The 17772-nt window shown below is 64.0% G+C and carries 15 protein-coding genes; 3 read left to right on the top strand and 12 right to left on the bottom strand.

Annotated elements, in window-relative coordinates:
• Nucleotides 1-18: 18 nt before the first annotated feature.
• Complete coding sequence (locus DES45_RS07495; protein WP_245571574.1) at nucleotides 19-2112, bottom strand: DNA translocase FtsK; 2094 nt, start codon at nucleotides 2110-2112, stop codon at nucleotides 19-21.
• 764 nt (nucleotides 2113-2876) lie between these two features.
• On the opposite strand from DES45_RS07495, the gene DES45_RS07490 reads away from it, so the two are divergent.
• Complete coding sequence (locus DES45_RS07490) at nucleotides 2877-3251, top strand: hypothetical protein (protein ID WP_114769333.1); 375 nt, start codon at nucleotides 2877-2879, stop codon at nucleotides 3249-3251.
• Here the strand turns inward: DES45_RS07490 and DES45_RS25065 are convergent.
• Nucleotides 3224-3799, bottom strand: coding sequence for a hypothetical protein (locus tag DES45_RS25065; RefSeq protein ID WP_170151395.1), 576 nt, complete (start codon nucleotides 3797-3799; stop codon nucleotides 3224-3226). The genes DES45_RS07490 and DES45_RS25065 overlap by 28 nt on opposite strands.
• A gap of 1114 nt (nucleotides 3800-4913) precedes the next feature.
• Entirely contained in the window at nucleotides 4914-5426 is a 513-nt protein-coding gene (locus DES45_RS07480) for a Ros/MucR family transcriptional regulator (protein ID WP_114769332.1), read from the bottom strand.
• A gap of 371 nt (nucleotides 5427-5797) precedes the next feature.
• On the opposite strand from DES45_RS07480, the gene hpf reads away from it, so the two are divergent.
• Complete coding sequence (gene hpf / locus DES45_RS07475; RefSeq protein WP_114769331.1) at nucleotides 5798-6175, top strand: ribosome hibernation-promoting factor, HPF/YfiA family; 378 nt, start codon at nucleotides 5798-5800, stop codon at nucleotides 6173-6175.
• A gap of 166 nt (nucleotides 6176-6341) precedes the next feature.
• Here the strand turns inward: hpf and DES45_RS07470 are convergent, their stop codons facing one another.
• Both DES45_RS07470 and DES45_RS07465 read right to left on the bottom strand, forming a co-directional pair.
• Nucleotides 6342-7373 (bottom strand): hypothetical protein, encoded by a 1032-nt coding sequence (locus DES45_RS07470; RefSeq protein WP_114769480.1) that lies wholly within the window; start codon nucleotides 7371-7373, stop codon nucleotides 6342-6344.
• A gap of 8 nt (nucleotides 7374-7381) precedes the next feature.
• Nucleotides 7382-10252 (bottom strand): penicillin-binding protein 1A, encoded by a 2871-nt coding sequence (locus DES45_RS07465; RefSeq protein WP_114769479.1) that lies wholly within the window; start codon nucleotides 10250-10252, stop codon nucleotides 7382-7384.
• A 447-nt stretch (nucleotides 10253-10699) separates the two neighbouring features.
• On the opposite strand from DES45_RS07465, the gene DES45_RS07460 reads away from it, so the two are divergent.
• The gene (locus tag DES45_RS07460; protein ID WP_114769330.1) at nucleotides 10700-11101 is read left to right on the top strand and encodes a hypothetical protein; all 402 of its coding nucleotides are present in this window, start codon (nucleotides 10700-10702) and stop codon (nucleotides 11099-11101) included.
• 15 nt (nucleotides 11102-11116) lie between these two features.
• Here DES45_RS07460 and DES45_RS07455 read toward each other — a convergent pair whose 3' ends face one another.
• From DES45_RS07455 to DES45_RS07425, 7 genes are read right to left on the bottom strand one after another with little or no spacing between them, the layout of a single operon-like run.
• Nucleotides 11117-11560, bottom strand: a complete 444-nt coding sequence (locus DES45_RS07455; protein WP_245571573.1) for a RidA family protein — start codon at nucleotides 11558-11560, stop codon at nucleotides 11117-11119.
• Nucleotides 11557-12024 carry an acyl-CoA thioesterase gene (locus DES45_RS07450; RefSeq protein ID WP_210210193.1) on the bottom strand — a complete coding sequence of 156 codons (468 nt, stop codon included), beginning with the start codon at nucleotides 12022-12024 and terminating at the stop codon, nucleotides 11557-11559. Before DES45_RS07450 ends, DES45_RS07455 begins: the two co-directional genes overlap by 4 nt.
• 11 nt (nucleotides 12025-12035) lie before the next feature.
• Nucleotides 12036-13244 (bottom strand): acyl-CoA dehydrogenase family protein, encoded by a 1209-nt coding sequence (locus DES45_RS07445; protein ID WP_114769328.1) that lies wholly within the window; start codon nucleotides 13242-13244, stop codon nucleotides 12036-12038.
• A 1-nt stretch (nucleotide 13245) separates the two neighbouring features.
• Nucleotides 13246-14082 carry an enoyl-CoA hydratase family protein gene (locus DES45_RS07440; RefSeq protein ID WP_114769327.1) on the bottom strand — a complete coding sequence of 279 codons (837 nt, stop codon included), beginning with the start codon at nucleotides 14080-14082 and terminating at the stop codon, nucleotides 13246-13248.
• On the bottom strand, nucleotides 14079-14588 hold the full coding sequence (locus tag DES45_RS07435; protein WP_114769326.1) for a MarR family winged helix-turn-helix transcriptional regulator: 510 nt from the start codon (nucleotides 14586-14588) through the stop codon (nucleotides 14079-14081). The genes DES45_RS07440 and DES45_RS07435 overlap by 4 nt, the downstream gene beginning before the upstream one ends.
• Before the next feature lies 1 nt (nucleotide 14589).
• Nucleotides 14590-15357 carry an SDR family NAD(P)-dependent oxidoreductase gene (locus tag DES45_RS07430; RefSeq protein WP_114769325.1) on the bottom strand — a complete coding sequence of 256 codons (768 nt, stop codon included), beginning with the start codon at nucleotides 15355-15357 and terminating at the stop codon, nucleotides 14590-14592.
• Between the two features lies 1 nt (nucleotide 15358).
• Complete coding sequence (locus DES45_RS07425; protein ID WP_114769324.1) at nucleotides 15359-17713, bottom strand: bifunctional salicylyl-CoA 5-hydroxylase/oxidoreductase; 2355 nt, start codon at nucleotides 17711-17713, stop codon at nucleotides 15359-15361.
• Nucleotides 17714-17772 lie beyond the last annotated feature (59 nt).

The following is a 17772-nucleotide window of genomic DNA, read 5'->3' as shown; positions in this document are numbered from 1 at the left end:
TTTCGTGTCGCAGCTCGTTCAGTCCTCGAAACCATCCTGGCCGATCAGGATGTCCCGCTTTCCGGCATGGTTGGCCGGCCCGACGACACCCTCCTTCTCCATCCGCTCCATGATGGAAGCAGCGCGGTTGTAGCCGATCTGGAGACGGCGCTGGATGTAGGAGGTCGAGGCCTTCTTGTGGCGCAGGACGATCGCAACGGCTTGATCGTAGAGATCCGCAGAGCCGAGGCCCATGTCGCCCTCGTCGAAGACCGGCGTCTCTTCGATCTCGGCCTCCTCCTCATCCTCGTCCGCCGTGACGGCCTCGAGGTAGACGGGTTTGCCCTGGCGCTTGAGGTGGGCGACAACCTTCTCGACCTCCTCGTCGGAGCAGAACGGCCCGTGCACACGGGTGATGCGCCCGCCGCCCGCCATGTACAGCATGTCGCCCTGGCCCAGCAGCTGCTCGGCGCCCATCTCGCCCAGAATGGTGCGGCTATCGATCTTCGACGTCACCTGGAAGGAGATCCGGGTCGGGAAGTTCGCCTTGATCGTGCCGGTGATCACGTCCACCGACGGGCGCTGCGTCGCCAGGATCACGTGGATGCCGGCAGCTCTGGCCATCTGGGCCAGGCGCTGGATCGCGCCTTCGATGTCCTTGCCGGCCACCATCATCAGGTCGGCCATCTCGTCGACGATCACCACGATGTAGGGCAGGGGCTCGAGATCCATGACCTCGTCCTCGTAGATCGCCTCGCCGGTCTCCTTGTCGAAGCCGGTCTGCACCGTGCGGGTGATCACCTCGCCGCGCGCCTTGGCTTCCGAGACACGGGCGTTGAAGCCGTCGATGTTGCGCACCCCCAGCTTCGACATCTTCTTGTAGCGGTCCTCCATCTCCCGAACCGCCCACCGCAAGGCGATGATCGCCTTCTTCGGGTCGGTGACGACCGGGGTGAGCAGGTGCGGGATGCCGTCATAGACGGAGAGCTCCAGCATCTTCGGATCCACCATGATCAGACGGCACTCTTCCGGCTTGAACCGATAGAGGAGCGAGAGGATCATGGTGTTGATGGCGACGGACTTGCCCGAGCCGGTGGTGCCGGCCACCAGCAGGTGCGGCATGCGCGCGAGGTCGGCGATCACCGCCTCGCCGCCGATGGTCTTGCCGAGGCAGATCGGCAGCTTCTGCTTCGAAGTCTCGAAATCAGGGCTCGAAAGAAGCTCACGCAGATAGACGGTCTCACGCTCCTTGTTGGGAAGCTCGATGCCGATGGCGTTGCGCCCCGGGATCACCGCCACGCGGGCCGAGACCGCGCTCATCGAGCGGGCGATGTCGTCCGAGAGCGCAACGACGCGCGAGGACTTGATGCCGGGCGCCGGCTCCAGCTCATAGAGCGTCACGACCGGGCCCGGATGAACATGGATGACCTCGCCCTTCACGCCGAAGTCGCGGATCACCTTCTCCACGCGGCCCGCCGTCTCCTCAAGGATATCCTCGGTCAGGGCCGGCCCGTCCCGCTCCGGCGGTTCCGCCAGGAAATTGATGTCCGGCAACTCATAAGGGCCGTGCGACACGGGCATTTCGGCCCGCCGCTCGGGCGCCGGGGCCGGAAGCGGCATGACGACAGACTCCGGCTTTTCCGGAGCGGCGGCGACGGCTACTGCCTCATCGTCATTATCTGCTGCGGCGACCGGAAAGATCTGGGGCACGACCGGGATGAAAACTGGAAGGTTGACCGCCTCCTCCCTGGTATCGGCCTCCTGCCGCACCTTTGAGGCGCGGGCGGCAGGCCATTCCTCGCCATAAAGGGCCAGAAAGCCCGGGTCGACGTCCTCTCCGTCATCCTCTGAAGCGGACGCAGTCTCGGGCTCAACGACGCAAGCCGGCTGGACGTCCGGCATCGTGCTTTCGGGCTCGATTGCCGCCAACTCGGGCTGCCGATCTGCCTCGGTCTGCACCGAGACGGACATGCTCTCGATCTGATACCCTCCGAGAGACCACGAGAAGGAAACCGGATAAGTCATCGCAACGGGAGCAGACCGAAGCTCCTCCATCTGCGACGGCACTTCGGTCAGTGGGACCTGCGCGACACTCGGGCTCTGCGGCTCGACGTGGCTGTTCTGTTCGCGCACCGGCTTCGGACCCTCCGCGCTCGGCTTGGCCGGACCCGGCACGTGAGACGTCGTCGGCGCTTGTCCGCCGTTCGGAGAGGGAGCGTCATGAGCTGCTCGCGTCGCGTAAGCCGATCGCAGCGCCGCGATTTGGTTGCGGACGACCGGCTCTTCCTGAGCCGGCTGCTTCGGGCGCTGAGCCGCTGGGGACGGAGCGGAAAGCCTCGGGGGGTGCACGGGCGTCGCAGAAGCCTTCTCACGGTCAGTGGGAGCCGTTGAGCGCCCGCTGCGCTCCCGGAGAATGCGCTCCGGTGTCCTTGTGGATGTCACGCCAGCGGAGACCACGAAGGCCTGCCACCAGGCCGGCTCATTTCCTTGGCCGGCCTTGGTATCCTTGGACGACGCGCTGGCCGCCTGGTCCGGAGCAGAACCTGCAGGTCGCACGTCGGTTGGTGCCCCCGTTCGGCGGGGCGAGAGAACACCGGACTGATCATGAACGTCGGCCTGACGCGAATCAGGGCCTGAGAGCGGGGCAGACAAAGGCTTTCGTGTCGATTGCATGGGTTCTGAAGTGTTGGAGCGGGGCATGACGCTCCGCAGCGGATGTGGACCAGCACTGTGGATCCGACAGGTAAAAAGAGGGTTAGGGTTACTCCCCTCCCCCCTCGCAGGCCTGTCTTGTCCCCAGGCAGCCCTCAGCCCACCCCGGCCCTAAGCCTCCCGCCCAGGAACCTTCGCGGTCCTTGGGGATTGCTGTGGCAGCTAGGAAATGAGGATTTCAACCAATGCCGAACACCACCGTTGCCTCGGGCTCGTTCTCATCGCGCAAAGCCGCGGACCAAGCCGTCCAACGCCTGGTGACCAGCGGATTCGCCCGCAACAGCATCGAGCTCCAGCGGCACCCGCGCGACGAGGGCTACGACGTACTGGTCCATACCCGCGAAGAGAATCGACACCGGGTCCAGCACCTCATCGAGACCTCCGCTCCCCGCTATGCGATTGAGCGAGGCATGACGGGCGTGGCCAATTCCGTGAGATCCAACCCGCTTCTGATTCTCGGCGCCGGTGTGCTGGCCGGCCTGGCACTCTACGGCCTCTATTCCGCTGGAGAGCGCTCCCCAAACCGGTCCCGTCAGCGGCGGTCGAACCGCCGCCGCTGATCCACGAGTCGCTCTTGCGACGACTGAGGGCATGCCGATCTTCGACGTGTCAGCATTTTCGGCCAGCAACTCAGGAGAAGGGGCGCGGAGGCGCCCCTTCTCTCAGACGGTCTAGCGCTCGTTTCCGTGATTGCCGCCCCGACCGCCATGATCTCCGCCACCGGATCGGTCGCCACCATGACCACCCGATCGTCCACCGCGGTCCCCGCCGGACTTCCCTCCTCCGTGGTCATCCCCGCCGGCCTTGCCGCCTCCACGGTCGCCCCCTGATTTTCCGCCTCCTCGATCCGAGCCGCGATCGTCACCGCCTCCGGGCCGACCGCCACAATGATGATCCCCGCGATCACCACCCCAGCCTCCTCCGCCCCAGCCGTCGCCGCGATCGCCTCCGGGCCGGCCACCTCCATGATGACCGTCGCTGTGGCCTCCGCCCCAGCTTCCTTCGCCACCCCAGCCGCCATCATGGCCGCCAGGCTTTCCGCCCCCATGATCGTGGCCTCCTCCATGGTGCCCGCCGTGGTGACCCCCGCCTCCTGGGTTAGTGCCACCTCCGGGGGTCGTGCCACCTCCCGGGTTAGATCCGCCCCCGATATCCGTACCGCCAGGATTTGTACCTCCACCGGGGTTCGTGCTGCCGCCCGGATTTGAACCGGCGTCCGGGGCTGTCCCGCCGCCGGGTGGCGTTCCCCCGCCTGGGCTGACGCCCGGCTCCGGACCGGAACTGCTAGGCGGCGTACCACCGCCCGCGGGTGATGGCCCGGCTGGGCTGCTTGCGCCTCCTCCGGCGGATGCACCCCCTGTTCCGCCACCACGACCCGATCCGCCTCCGCCGGAGGAGCCCGAGCTTCCTCCAGAACTCACGCCCCCCGACGTTCCTCCGCCTTGGCCGGGCGCGGCGCCGCCTCCAGTCACCGGCCCTGCGCTTTGCGAGGCGGATGCGTCTACGTCATTTCGCCCGTCGCCCGTCGTGGTCGGAGTGCCGAGGCCTGGGATCGCCTGAACACTTCTGGCGCCAGCGGTCGGACACTCCCAGACCCGCCTTTGGCCGAGAAATCCCTGGATCAGGATCGGACGACAATTGTGAACGTAGGCCGCATCGACCCCTTCCGTGTAAACAGAAGTTGAAGCAAGAGACCCGACTGCCGGCACGTCGCTTCGAGGGCGTGTTCGACCTGGCGCAGAAGTGGGCCGCGGCTCGACTGCGCCTGTGTACGCCACGTCGTTCGGCCCTGCCGCGCCCGGTCTTGCCGAACGCCGATATTGCTGGGCCTTGCCGGCAGGTTCACTCTGATAACCAGGATTGCCGAACCTCTGGCTGGAATTCAGATCAGCAGCCGATACACTTGATGACGATAAAACGGCGACACTGGTTAGGAAGTAAAAATATCTCATTGTTAACTCCAGCGAGGGATGAAGCCTCGGCAAGAGAAACACAAGATGAAGTACCTAGTTCAGGATTATATTGAACTACTCTATTAGTGTTGCCCTGGTATTAGTACCCAGGAGGTAACTAGGACGAGATTGGCCCGCGGATCATCTGATCAAGAATGAGCTTGCATGATTATTGCGATCGGCCGAACTCGTGCAAAAAAGCAAAAGCCCCGCCGGCGTGGACGAGGCTTATGACGGGCTTCGAGTGAAGTTAAGAGAGACTAGCGAGGCTTATTTGCTCGCTTTGGCCTTCTTGGCAGCGGCCCGACGCTTCGGTTTCGCATCAGTATCGGCCGGCGTGCTGACCGTCTCATCGGTCGATGCCGACGATGCGGCAGCCTGTTTGCGGCTCTGGCCGAGCCCAAGGCCCTTGGCGAGTTCCGAACGCCGCTGCGCATAATTGGCGGCGACCATGGGATAGTCCCGCGGGAGGCCCCACTTCTCCCGGTATTCCTCCGGGGTCAGGCCGAGCTTCGCCAAGTGACGCTTGAGCGTCTTGTACGGTTTGCCGTCTTCCAAGCTGATAAGGAAGTCCGGCGTAACGGATTTGCGGATCGGAACGGCGGGTTGAGGCCGCTCCGTCTCGGGCTGCTTGGTGGTTCCAAGTCCCTGGAGCGCCGCATGCACCGACGCGATCAATCCCGCCAAGTCGCCACTCTGGACGGAGTTGTGCGTCACGTAGGACGACACGATGTCCGCAGTCAGCTCGACAAAATCAACTCTCTTTTGGTCGGCCTGGTCCATAGTTTCTCCAAGACTTGGCGTGTGTGATGCACTTTAGATCTTCTAAGAAAACTGAGGCGTCAACCGTCTCAGACGGCTGATCTCATTTTTAGCACCAGAATTGCCGGGAAAATGCAGGAATAGAGATAATGAAGCACCACACACCTCTAGGTTAGGAAAATAAGCTTCAGACCCATTTAGGCTGCAACGAGCACTTCGCGAGCAGCGCATGGTTCTAATCAAGAGTTGAACAAGCCTGTCCTGCAGGGTCGGGCGGCCCGGAGCCTGAAGAGCAGAGCCGGGCCTCGGGGGAGTCGAAAGTATCGACGAACACGGAAACCAACATAGGTTAGGGCCGTTTCACCAACTGTGATGTCCAAGAGGAGCACGGAATGGACCTGGAAGGCCTGCAGAACGCAATCACCATCGAGAGCTCGAGCGTTGACCTGAGCGATGCATTTCGTGAGCATGCCCAACAGGGGATCACTCGTGTCGCAGGCAAATACTTCGGGCACCTCAACACGGCTTCCGTTCACGTCGGCCGGGAGGGGATCTACTTCCGCTGCACTGTGAACATCCAGATGGGAGCGCTCAAGATGATGAGTGCAGAGGCGCAGGACAAGGATTGCTATCTTGCGTTCAAGATCGCGCTGGAAAAGGTCGAAAAGCAGTTGCGGCGAGCGAAGCGCGAGCTTCGCGAAGACAAGGCCGTCCGGCTCGACAAGGATTTGACGATCCGTGAGGGCATGAGGCCGGAGCCTTCCGCCTGAAATCACGCCAAGTGGCTTGAAGTCTTGATTTCCGACACCATTTAGCACTCACCCCGGTCGCGATTACTCGCTCGACCGGAAACGGCCACGGACCGGAGCGATGACGCCGGATGTACGCGCGTCGCTCGGTCGACGTGGCCGTTGGTCTTTTGGGGGCGTTTGACCTTCACTTCTGCAGAAGTTCCGCGATCGCACGGATGCGGTTTCGCGTGTAGTCCGGCAGGCCGGCACTGATCGAGTTGCCGGTGTTGAACGAGCTCTTCCCCATAAGAACCTGAACGGGGATCAGGTTGCGGAGCACCGGCACATTCTCGAACTCGCGCTTTCGTTCGAGAACGTCCGACTCGACCCCAAAGGCCATGAGCACCGTTGCCACGGTCTTGCCCTTAGCAGCCGGACTCTCCTGCAGCACCGCTAGAAGCTTGCCGAACTGCATCACCTGATTGACGTCGAACAGCGTCTGCTCGAGAACACCCGTAATCGGGGCATTGAGTTCGGTCAGTTGCATGAGCCCCGCTTGGTTGATCTCCTCCAATGGCACGACACGAAGCTCGCTCTGGAATTCCATGTATTCGGAGATCTTCTTGCCGTCGTCTTCCAGCTTGTTCGCCAGCCGAACGCCGGCGGGCAGCTTTCCTTCCAAGTGATACCTGGACTCGATGCAGAGGGCCTGCGGCGCCTCGCACCATCGCCGTTTCGGGTTGCGGTTATGGGCGCTCCCTGGATCCACGTTGGGTCGGGCTTGGTCCGCCGTGATGGTTCGGTGCTTGATTGATGGATCGACCCGTTCCAGCATGTCGAGCCGAGCGTAACGGGAGAGATCGAGAGCGCCTGGCGGCTTGTCGATCTGGAATCGCGCCTCGACTACATAGACGTGGAGTTTCTCCGTGTACGGCTTGGTCAGGCCGTGAACCGTGACCTGAATGGTCGGCTCCTTGTACTCCGGAAAGGGGCTCAGGAACCGCTTCTCCAGCGCCTTGGCACGAGCCCAGTCCTCGAACTTCATCAGGCCGTTTCCAGAGTCGTTGACGCTGTCCTGCCGATGATCGCTGAAGGCGATGGTTCGGTCCTTCAGCCGCTCGATCGGGACGCTTGTAGCCGAAGGCACCTCTTCGACCCTGAAGTCCTGTGCCAGAGAAACGCCCATAGGGGCTGCGACCGCGACCAGAACCAGGCCGGTCCGGACCATCGACATCATCACTTCCATCAGTAAACTCGCCTGCTTCCCCAGAAATACTCAGGATCGACCCGTCGCGGACGGCGGGATGGTTCCTCTTCCCACCACGGGCCGGCGTCCGGATAGCGTGGCGCCGGGGCCTGAGCGCTTGGCCCCTCGAACCAGCCCGGCTGCTGTGCATAGGGTCCGCCGTACGGCTCCCCGTACCCTCCAGCCTCCTCGCCATCGCTCCAGGGCTCCGGATGGCGGAAGGCATAAGCCTCGGCCTGGGGCACGAGCTGGAACTGCGTTTCCCGGAGCTGCCCGAACCGGTTGAGCCGGAAATACTCGGTGAAGGCCCTGCCGCGCCCTTCGGTGATCCGGTCTCCGGTTTCGAGATCGATCGGCAAGGCGATGAGCTGGCGCGCCGCCTGCGGCGAGGGCGGGCTCAGCTCGGTCTTCGGAGCATGGTGCACCCAGGCAGCCTCGATGATGCTCTTGAAGATCGGAACCGCGACCTTCGCACCCGTCTGCCCTCTTCCGAGAGTACGCCGCTTTCCGTCGGCGTTGTCGTACCCGACCCAGACAGCAACCGTGACGTCATTGGTGAAGCCGACGAACCAAGCGTCGTTCTCATTGTCGGATGTGCCGGTCTTGCCGGCCACGTACGGCGCGAGCGACTTGAGGGAGCGCGCGGTGCCGCGCTCCAGGACGCCCTGCAACATGGTCTTGAGCTGATAGAAAGCGGCCCGATCTGCGGAGCCGAGCGGAATCAGCGCGGGTGCATTCCGGCGATAGATCGTGCGCCCGCCCTCCTCCAGGGTCTCGAAGGCGTGCGGTGTCGGCATCGAGCCTTCATTCGCGATCGCCGCGTAAAAGGCCGCAAGATCCAGGATCCGAACAGGTTGCGCACCGAGGACGAACGGGTAATGCGGCACGCACTCGACATAAAGCTGCGCCTCGAGAGCCAGTTCGCAGACTCTGCGAAGGCTCTGCTCCGGGTCCGTCTCGATCCCACCGTCGAGCAGGCGAGCCGTCACGAGATTTTTCGAGTTCTCCAGCGCACGCCGCAGCGTGAGGATTCCCGAGCGGCCGCCATCGTAGTTCTTCGGAGACCAGGAATCGCCGGAGCGCCCATTTCCGCCGACCGGCGGCAGGGTGACAGGTGCGTCCCAAACAAGCGTATTCGGCTGGAGCCCTTTTGCCAGGGCAGCCAGATAGGTGAGCGGCTTGATCGCGGAGCCCGGCTGCCGGTGCGCCTGCGTCGCCCGGTTGAGCTGGCTCAGCGGGTAGGAGAACCCACCCGCCATTGCGAGAATGCGCCCGGTCTTGTTCTCGATGACGACGGCCGCCCCCTGCACGGAAGGGGGCGCCCGGAGCTCCGCGCGGGCGCCGGTCTTACCCTTGGGCTCGACGACGTTGACCCTTACGACGTCATACGGCTTGAGGCTGCGCCGCGCCTCATCCCACGCGGTCAGAGGAAGGATGCGCCCGTCGGCGAGACCAACCTTCATGCCGCTTTTGCGGTCCTTGCCCTGCTCCAGGACAATCGCGGCGCGCCAATGCACGTCATACAGCGGCAGCCGGGCCGTCTCGAGGGCGCGTTGCCATGCAGGAGTTGCTCCAGGTTCGGCCTTTTCCTTCTGGCTCTTGACCGCGGATGCGAGATTCGCCTCGGCGCCCTGAAGCTTCTGTCGGCCGATGCTCATTTCATAGCGGGCAAGCCCCTCCTGCAGGGCCGCTTCGGCGGATCGCTGCAGTGCCGGATTCAGCGTGGAATGCACGGTGTAGGAGGATCCTGTCAGGCTCTCGATGCCCGCCAGCGTCCTGACGTCCCGGGTGAGATGATCGACGAAGTGGAAGCCGGTGCTGCGCTGCGGACGCTCGAAGGGAATGATGCTCGGAAAGGTTCCGAGCGCCTGCTTCGCCTGATCGGCCGACAGGGCGCCATCCTCCTGCATCCGGCTCAGCACATAGGCCATGCGCTCCCGCGCCCGTTCGGGATACAGATCCGGGTTGTAGTAGTTCGGCCCCTTCGGGAGACCCGCGAGCAGCGCACCCTCCGAAACGGTGAGCGACTTTGCCGGCTTTCCGAAATAGCTTCGGGCCGCCATTTCGATGCCCCAGGAGGCACGGCCGAGATAGATCGAGTTGAGATAGATCTCGAGGATTTCGTCCTTGCTGAGCGTCCGCTCGATGCGCGATGCCACGATCATCTCGCGCATCTTGCGCTCGTAGGTGACGTCGTCCCCGACGAGCAGGTTCTTGGCGACCTGCTGCGTGATCGTCGATCCGCCTGCCGGCCGACCGGGCTTCGCCATGTTGTTCATGAAGGCACGGATGACGCCGCGCTCGTCGACACCCTTGTGCTGGCGAAAGCGTTTGTCCTCCGCGGCGACGAAGGCCAGCTGCACGGAGGCAGGAATGTCGGTGAGAGGAACCCATTGCCTCCGATGGTCGGGCTCATAGACTTCGGCGAAGCGTTTGCCCTGCCCGTCGAGGATCACGCTCACTCCCGGGAGCTTCAAGCCTTTGAGCTTGCCGACGTCCGGAAGATCGGCCACCGCACTGTTATAGTACTGAATGACCGCCCCGAGATCGACCGGCGGCGGCTGGACGGCCTCGTTCTTGCAGAACTGGCGGTAGCTCGCGTGGAGATCGTTGAAGCTGAGGCCTTGGAGCACCTTCAAGTCGCCCGTGATGCCCTGTGGATCCTCCATGGCCGTTTCGATCAACTCATCGAGATTGATGTCTTCGATGTCGAACGCACGCCGCATATGGGCGCAGCCGTCCTTGAGGATCCGGGTTACCTCGCCCTGATCGCGAACCGGATCGAAGGACGTCCTCACGTTCTCCGGCTCGACGACCACTTGGCTGAGCGTCAGTGCCGTTGCGAAGATCTTGACCAGAATGGCGCTCATCGGCACGCCCGAATGCAATAGAGTTCAGGCAAAAAGGTGGTTCCGCTCTCGTGATCGGCCGCCAGGCGGCGGACCGAATGTCTTTCTTGGTCTAAACGGGCCATACTGAATGTGAGCTGGACAAAAAAGGCTGTTTGGCGGCGCATGAGCGGCCGCCACGTCGCAGATCGTTGGATCCTTATCCATCTCACCTTCACGGTTTCGCGACCCGAGCGGACCTCGCGTCTTCACTCGAACAGAGATGGTGAGCCCGGGCGGTCTCGTCCATCCTAATCAAGCGAAGCAAATCGCCGGGCCCTCGCATATGGCCGTCATTGCAGCCCGGAGCCGCAGGGCTTCGAGGCAGTCCCGAAAAGGCAAAAGGCGCAAAGGGATAGGTGGACTTGTGAAGGGGCCGTGCGAATCCCATCATGGTTAACAAAACGTCAACCTCCGCCTGGGTGTCGCATGACCAAACGCATCGAAGAACTAGAGGCTCAGATTGCCAGGCTCCGGGAGGAGCTCCGGCATGCCGAAGCCGCCCTCTGGGAGGAGAAATCCCGGGCACCGGCGATCGGGGATTACGTCCGCTGCCCGCTCACGAACTTCTATGGGCGAGTGACGAACGTCATCCCAAGGCTCCACGGCCGCCCCTGGGTCGAAATCCGGCCATATCTTGCCGAGGGGCTACCTGGCAGCGGCACGCTCGATCTGTATGACAACTGGGAGCTGATCGATCCGCCCGAGAACGATGACGCCTTCCCGTTCACGAGTCGAGGAAGCGAACTCCCGATCTCGCCGATCGCATGGCCTAGCAAGGCGCGTGAACCCCATCGCGTGAAGACGAAGTACTACCTCGTGAAGTGGTAGCCCGCGATCAGGGCCTCATCGCGCCGTCGGCACGATGGCGGTCGCTTCGATCTCCAGCCGGGCCTGCTTTTCGACCAGACGAACGACCTGGACCAGCGCCATGGCAGGATAATGGGTGCCGAGCACCTCCCGGTAGGCGCGACCGAGCTCGCGGAGGCTGGCAAGGTATTCGTCGATGTCCACCACGTACCAGGTGAGGCGCACGATGTGCTGAGGACCCGCACCTCCCTCGGAGAGGATTGCGAGGATGTTCTCGAAGGTCTGCCGGGCCTGCGCCACGAAGCCGTCCGGAAACTCGCCCGCTTCGTTCCAGCCGACGATTCCTCCGGTCACGAGCACCCGCCCCTCGGCCATCATGCCGTTGGAATAGCCCTTGGGCACGGGCCAATGCTTGGGATGAAGGACCTTAGGCACGTCGTCTGCGGTCGGCGGCACGCCGGAGCTGAGAGAAACGGTCACTGGCAAGTCTCCTGATAGCGTTCCACCGCGGCTCGAAGGTCCTCGGGCAGCGCGACGGATGTATGGGTTTCGAGCGATGTGGTCACCATCACGAGCCGGGCCTGCAGGACCGGCTCCGACGAGCGAGTGGCAGAGATCTTGAGCGTGAGAGATGAGCGGCCAATCCGCTCTACAAGCACGGAGAAATCGAGCCTGTCGCCCATAAAGCCGGGCTTTGCGAAATCGGCTCCGGCGCTCACGAACCCTAGACCGATCCGCCGCGGGCCGATCATCTCGTGATAGTCGATCCCGAGCGCCTCTCCGAACCAATCCTCGACGACCCCGTTCAGGATGTCGAAATAACGCGCGAAGTAGACGATCCCTGCTGGGTCGCAGTGGGAGAAACGAATAGGAACGCTCGTCCGCCAGACGCGATCGTCGACGGTCGTGTTCATCCGTTCGCTTGCTCCGGATCCTTGATCCATGACCAGATCCCTTATACTCCCGGGGCCTGCTGACGAACGGGGGAGGCCCCGGCCTCAGCCATCTTCAAAATCTCGCGCGCGATGACGATCTTCTGCACCTCCGTCGCCCCCTCGTAGATGCGCAGCGCCCTGATCTCGCGATAGAGTTCCTCCACCTTGACGCCCTTGGTAACACCGAGCCCGCCGAAGACCTGAACGGCCTTGTCGATCACGCTCTGGGCCGCCTCGGTCGCGTGCATCTTCGCCATGGCGGCCTCGCGGGTGACGCGGGCCGCACCCTGGTCCTTGGTCCAGGCTGCGCGGTAGACCAGAAGCGCGGACGTGTCGACCAGGGTCGCCATGTCGGCAAGCGCCGCTTGCGTCATCTGGAGATCGCTCAAGGGGGCGCCGAACAGATGTCGCGACGAGGAATGACGCAAGGCCTCATCGAGGGCCCGTCGAGCGAAGCCGAGGGCGGCCGCCCCGACCGTGGAGCGGAAGACGTCGAGGGTCGCCATCGCAACCTTGAAGCCTTCTCCGGGTCCGCCGATGCGGTTCGCAAGGGGAACTCGGCAGTTGTCGAAGCGCAGCGTCGCGAGCGGGTGCGGAGCGATGACCTCGATCCGGTCCTCGACGGTGAGGCCGGGGGTTTTCGCATCTACGATGAAGGCCGACAGCCCCCGCGCGCCGGGCGCCTCGCCCGAGCGGGCGAAGACCACGTAATGGTCGGCGATCCCGCCATTCGAGATCCATGTCTTGGTGCCGTCGATCCGCACATGGTCAGGCCCATCCGGGACCGCCGTGGTGCTCATGGCCGCGACGTCGGATCCAGCCTCGGGCTCGGAAAGGGCGAAGGCTGCAATACTCCGCCCTTGAGCGACCGGAGGCAGATACCGCCGCTTCAGCTCCTCGGAACCGAACAGCGTGATCGGACCGGTACCAAGGCCCTGCATGGCGAAGGCGAAATCCGCCAGCCCGTCCTGATAGGCCAGCGTTTCGCGGGCGAGACAGAGCGTCCGTACGTCGAAGCTGGGATAGAGCCCGCCGTAGGCGTGGGGAACCGCCGCCCGCAGCCAGCCGGCCCCGCCGAGCTCCGCCACGATCCGGCGACAGGAGGCGTCCACATCGTGATGATCCGCGAGGCCATGAACCTGCTCGGCGGCCCACAGACTCAACTCGCCCGCGAACCGGCGGTGGCGCTCCTCGAAGAACGGCCAGGAGAGGAAGCTGGAATCGATCACCTCAATCTCCCTGGAAAACCGGCTTTTCCTTCGCGGCGAAGGCGCGGTAGGCCCGAGCGAAGTCCTCGGTCGTCATGCAGAGCGCCTGCGCCACCGCTTCGGCCTCGATCGCCTCCTCAACGGACATGGCCCATTCCATGGCGAGCATGCGCTTGGTCATCGTGTTGGCGTAAGTCGGCCCGGTGCCGATCGCCATTGCCAGTGCCTGCGCCTCACGGAGCAGGTCCGCACCGTCGACGATGCGGCTGAAGAACCCCCAGCGCTCCCCCTCCTGCGCACTCATGAAACGACCGGTATAGAGCAGCTCCGAGGCGCGCCCCTGCCCGACAATGCGGGGCAGGATGGCGCAAGCCCCCATGTCGCAGCCGGCAAGCCCCACCTTGTTGAACAGGAAGGCCACCTTGGCACTCGGAGCGGCGAGCCGCAGGTCGGATGCCATCGCGACGATGGCGCCGGCGCCGGCGCAGATTCCCTCCACGGCTGCGATCACCGGCTGGGGCGCAGCCCGCATGGCTTTCACCAGTTCGCCCGTCATCCGCGTGAAGGCGGTCAATCCCTTGGTGTTCATCTCGACCAGCGGACCGATGATCTCGAACACGTCGCCGCCGGACGAGAAGTTGCCGCCGGCGCCCGAGACGACGATTGCCTTCACGTGCTCGTCCCTGGCGCAGGCGTGGAAGAAATCCGTCAGCTCCCGATAGCTCTCGAAGGTCAGCGGGTTCTTCTTCTCGGGCCGGTTGAGCGTCACGGTCGCGACGGGGCCTTCGACCGCCAGGAGGAAATGGCGGGGCCGATATTCGGCAAGCGGCAGCGTGACCGCGTTGGCGTAGTGCGTCACTGGGAACCTCCCATCATCGCCCTTCGGGCGGAGTTCTTGGTCTTGGCGAGCAGGCGCATGAGGTCCTTCTGCTCCTTCTGGGTCAAGTCCCCGAACAGATCCGCAATCCAGCCTTCGTGCTCGGCCGCCATGGAGCGAAATTCGTCCTGCCCGGCCTTGGTCAGGCGAACCATCTGGGCGCGGCGATCGGTTTCCGAGACCCGGCGCTCCAGGTGGCCCGAGGTCACGAGCCTGTCCACGAGGCCGGTCAGGTTGCCGTTCGACACCATCATGCGCTTCGACAGATCGGACAGGGTCATTCCGTCGGGCGCCTTGTCGAGCTGGGCCATCAGGTCGAAGCGCGGCAGGGTGACGTCGAACCGGTCGCGTAGGCGCCGGCGGATCTCGCCCTCGATCAGGGTCGAGCAGGTGAGAAGCCGTAGCCAGAGCCGCAGTTCGTCCCGGTGATGCTCCGGCATCTCGACCGCCTTGGTCTCGGCGTCGAGGGGAATGGTCTGGTCGTCCATGCTATACCTCACCCCCGGCCACGGCGATCGCCTGTCCCGTCACCGAGCGGGCGCCCTCCCCGCACAGCCAAAGGACCGCATCGGCAACCTCGCTCGGGTCGATCAGGCGCTGCTGCGGATTGTGCTTCACGAACTCGGCAAGCGCCTCCTCGCGGGTTCTCCCGGTCTTCGCCACGATCCGGTCGAGGCTGTCTGCCACGAGATCGGTGTCCGTAAAACCTGGACAGACGGCGTTCACCGTGACGCCGGTTCGCGCCGTCTCCAGCGCGAGAGCGCGAACGAACCCGATGACCGCATGCTTGGCGGCGCAATAGGCGCTCACATAAGGATACCCCTTGAGGCCTGCGGTCGACGCCACCGCGACGATGCGCCCGAAGCCCCGATCAGTCATGGAACCCAGGACGGCCTGGGCCATGTTCGTGACGCCGAGCAGATTCACGTCCAGCATCTGCCGGAACAGTGCGGGATCAGACTTCATGAAGGGCGCCGAGACGGCCGCGCCCGCATTGGCGATCATCAGATCCACAGGACCGTGCCGGGAGATCGCCTCATCGACCGCAGAGCGCACGGCGGCCGGGTCCGTCACATCCGCCGCCACCGCGCCATGAGCGAAGCCTTCGGAGACGGCTTGTTCCAATCGTGCCCGGTCGCGTCCGGTCACCGTGACGGTGGCGCCGGCACGGACGAGCGCGCCTGCGATGGAGCGGCCGATGCCCCGGCCTCCGCCGGTCACCACCGCGTGCCGGCCGTGAAGGGTCCCTGCGGTCATGTCATTCCGCCGCCAGAGGCTTCTCGGCGGCCTCCATCTTCAACTCGGCCCGAGTCTTCGGCTTTGCCTTGATCTTGAGGTCCTCGAGATCCTGCCGGTCGCGCACGGAATTGCGGAAGATCTGGTCCTTTCCGGCAAGGTATTGCGGCGGACAATGGATGTCTTGTGCGCCGTACCACGCCGCCGCCTTCATGGTGAAGAACGGATCGACCAGGTGCGGCCGGCCAAGCGCCACGAGATCGGCCCTGCCGGCGGCCAGGATCGTGTTGACCTGATCCGCGGTGGTGATGTTTCCGACGCACATGGTGGACACGTGAGCCTCGTTCCGGATCTGGTCCGAGAACGGGGTCTGGAACATGCGGCCGTAGATCGGCCTTGCCTCACGGACCGTCTGGCCGGTCGAGACGTCGACGAGGTCGACCCCATGCTCCGCGAAGGCACGGGCGATCTCGATGGACTCCTCCCCCGTCAGACCGCCCTCCGCCCAATCGGTCGCCGAGATGCGCACCGACATCGGCTTGTGGGCCGGCCAGACCTCGCGCATGGCGTCGAAGACCTCGAGCGGGAAGCGCAGGCGGTTCTCGATGGAGCCGCCATACTCGTCGCTGCGGCGGTTGGTGAGCGGCGACAGGAAGCTCGCGAGCAGATATCCGTGGGCGCAGTGCAGTTCCAACATGTCGAACCCGGCCCGCTCGCCCCGTTTCGCCGCTTCGACGAACTGCCTCTTGATCACGTCCATATCGGCGCGCGTAAGCTCACGCGGCACCTGGCTGTCGGGGAAATAAGGGATTGGAGAAGCGGAGCAGATGTCCCAGGCTCCCTCCTCTAGCGGCCGGTCGATGCCTTCCCACATGAGCTTCGTGGCGCCCTTGCGCCCGGAATGGCCGAGTTGCAGGCAGATCCTGGTGGCCGAGTTCGCATGGACGAAGTCGACGATCCGCTTCCAGGCCGCCTCCTGCTCGTCGTTCCACATTCCGGTGCAGCCGAGGGTGATGCGCGCCTCCGGCGAGACGCAGGTCATCTCCGTGAAGACGAGTCCGGCCCCACCCGTCGCACGCGCTCCGTAATGGACGAGATGCCAGTCGCCGGGCACGCCGTCCTTGGCCGAGTACATGTCCATGGGGGACACGACGACCCGGTTCGCGACCGTCATGTCCCGGAGCCGGAAGGGCTGGAACATCGGCACCGTCGGCTTATCGACCGAAACGTCGAAGCCGCGCTCGCGCACCTGCCTTGCAAAGGTCCTGTCCACATCCGCCACGAAGTCGGGGGCGCGCAGGCGCAGGTTGTCATAGGTGATCGCCTTGGCCCGGGTCATCACCCCGAAGGCGAACTGCACCGGGTCGAAGTCCCAGAACCGGGCCACGTGCTCGAACCAGACCAGGGAGACGTCGGCGGCATGCTGGGTCTTCTCGACCTCCTCGCGCCGTCCCGTCTCGTAGATCGCCAGCGCGCCGGCCACCGACCGGTCCTTGCGGAGAGCTTCGTAGAGGGCAATGGCGTCCTCCATGGCGAGCTTGGTGCCCGATCCGATGGAGAAGTGTGCGCTTGCCTTGGCGTCGCCCAGGAGCACCTTGTTGCCCAGAACCCAGCGCTTGTTGCGGATCATCGGGAAGTTGCGCCAGATCGAACGGTTGGTCAGAACCTTGTGGCCCTGCAGGAACCAGCCGAAGATCTCTTCCATGAGGGCGGCGGATTCAGCCTCCGACTTTCGGTCGAGCCCCGCTCGCTCGAAAGTCTCGGGATCCGTCTCGAAGACCCAGGTCGAGCGACCAGCCTCGTACTGGTAGGCATGGGCGATGAAGGGTCCCCACTCCGTCTCCTGGAAGATGAAGGTGAAGGCGTCGAGCGGCCGGGTCGAGCCCATCCAGGCGAACTTGTTGGGCCGCAGGTCCACCTCGGGCTGGAAGTGCTCCGCATAGCGCTCGCGGAAGCGGCTGTTGATGCCGTCCGCGACGACCACGAGGTCGGCATCCGCAAACAGGCTCTCGTCATCCACATCGACTTCGTAGTGGAGATCGACGCCGAGTTCCTCCGCGCGATCCCGCAGGATGAGAAGCAGGGTCCGGCGCGAGCAGCCGCAGAAGCCGTTGCCGCCGATGCGGTGCTCCGTGCCCTTGAAGTGGATTGCGATGTCGTCCCAATAGGCGAACTCGCGCGTGATCCGCTGATAGCTCGGAAGATCGTACTTCTCGAAATTGTCGAGCGTGGCATCCGAGAACACCACGCCGAAGCCGAATGTGTCGTCGGCACGATTGCGCTCGTAGACCGTGATGTCCGTATCCGGCCACTGCTTCTTGAGCAGGATCGCGAGGTAAAGTCCCGCCGGGCCGCCGCCGATGATCGCCGTCTTCATGAGAACCCCACCTGGGCCGATGTCGAATTTATTTTAAGCTTAAAGTAATTTTTGTTCAA

The sequence above is a fragment of the Microvirga subterranea genome (assembly GCF_003350535.1).
GTDB lineage: Bacteria > Pseudomonadota > Alphaproteobacteria > Rhizobiales > Beijerinckiaceae > Microvirga > Microvirga subterranea.
The sequence above is the reverse complement of the archived record's forward strand: the minus strand, read 5'-3'. Positions and strand labels throughout refer to the sequence as shown.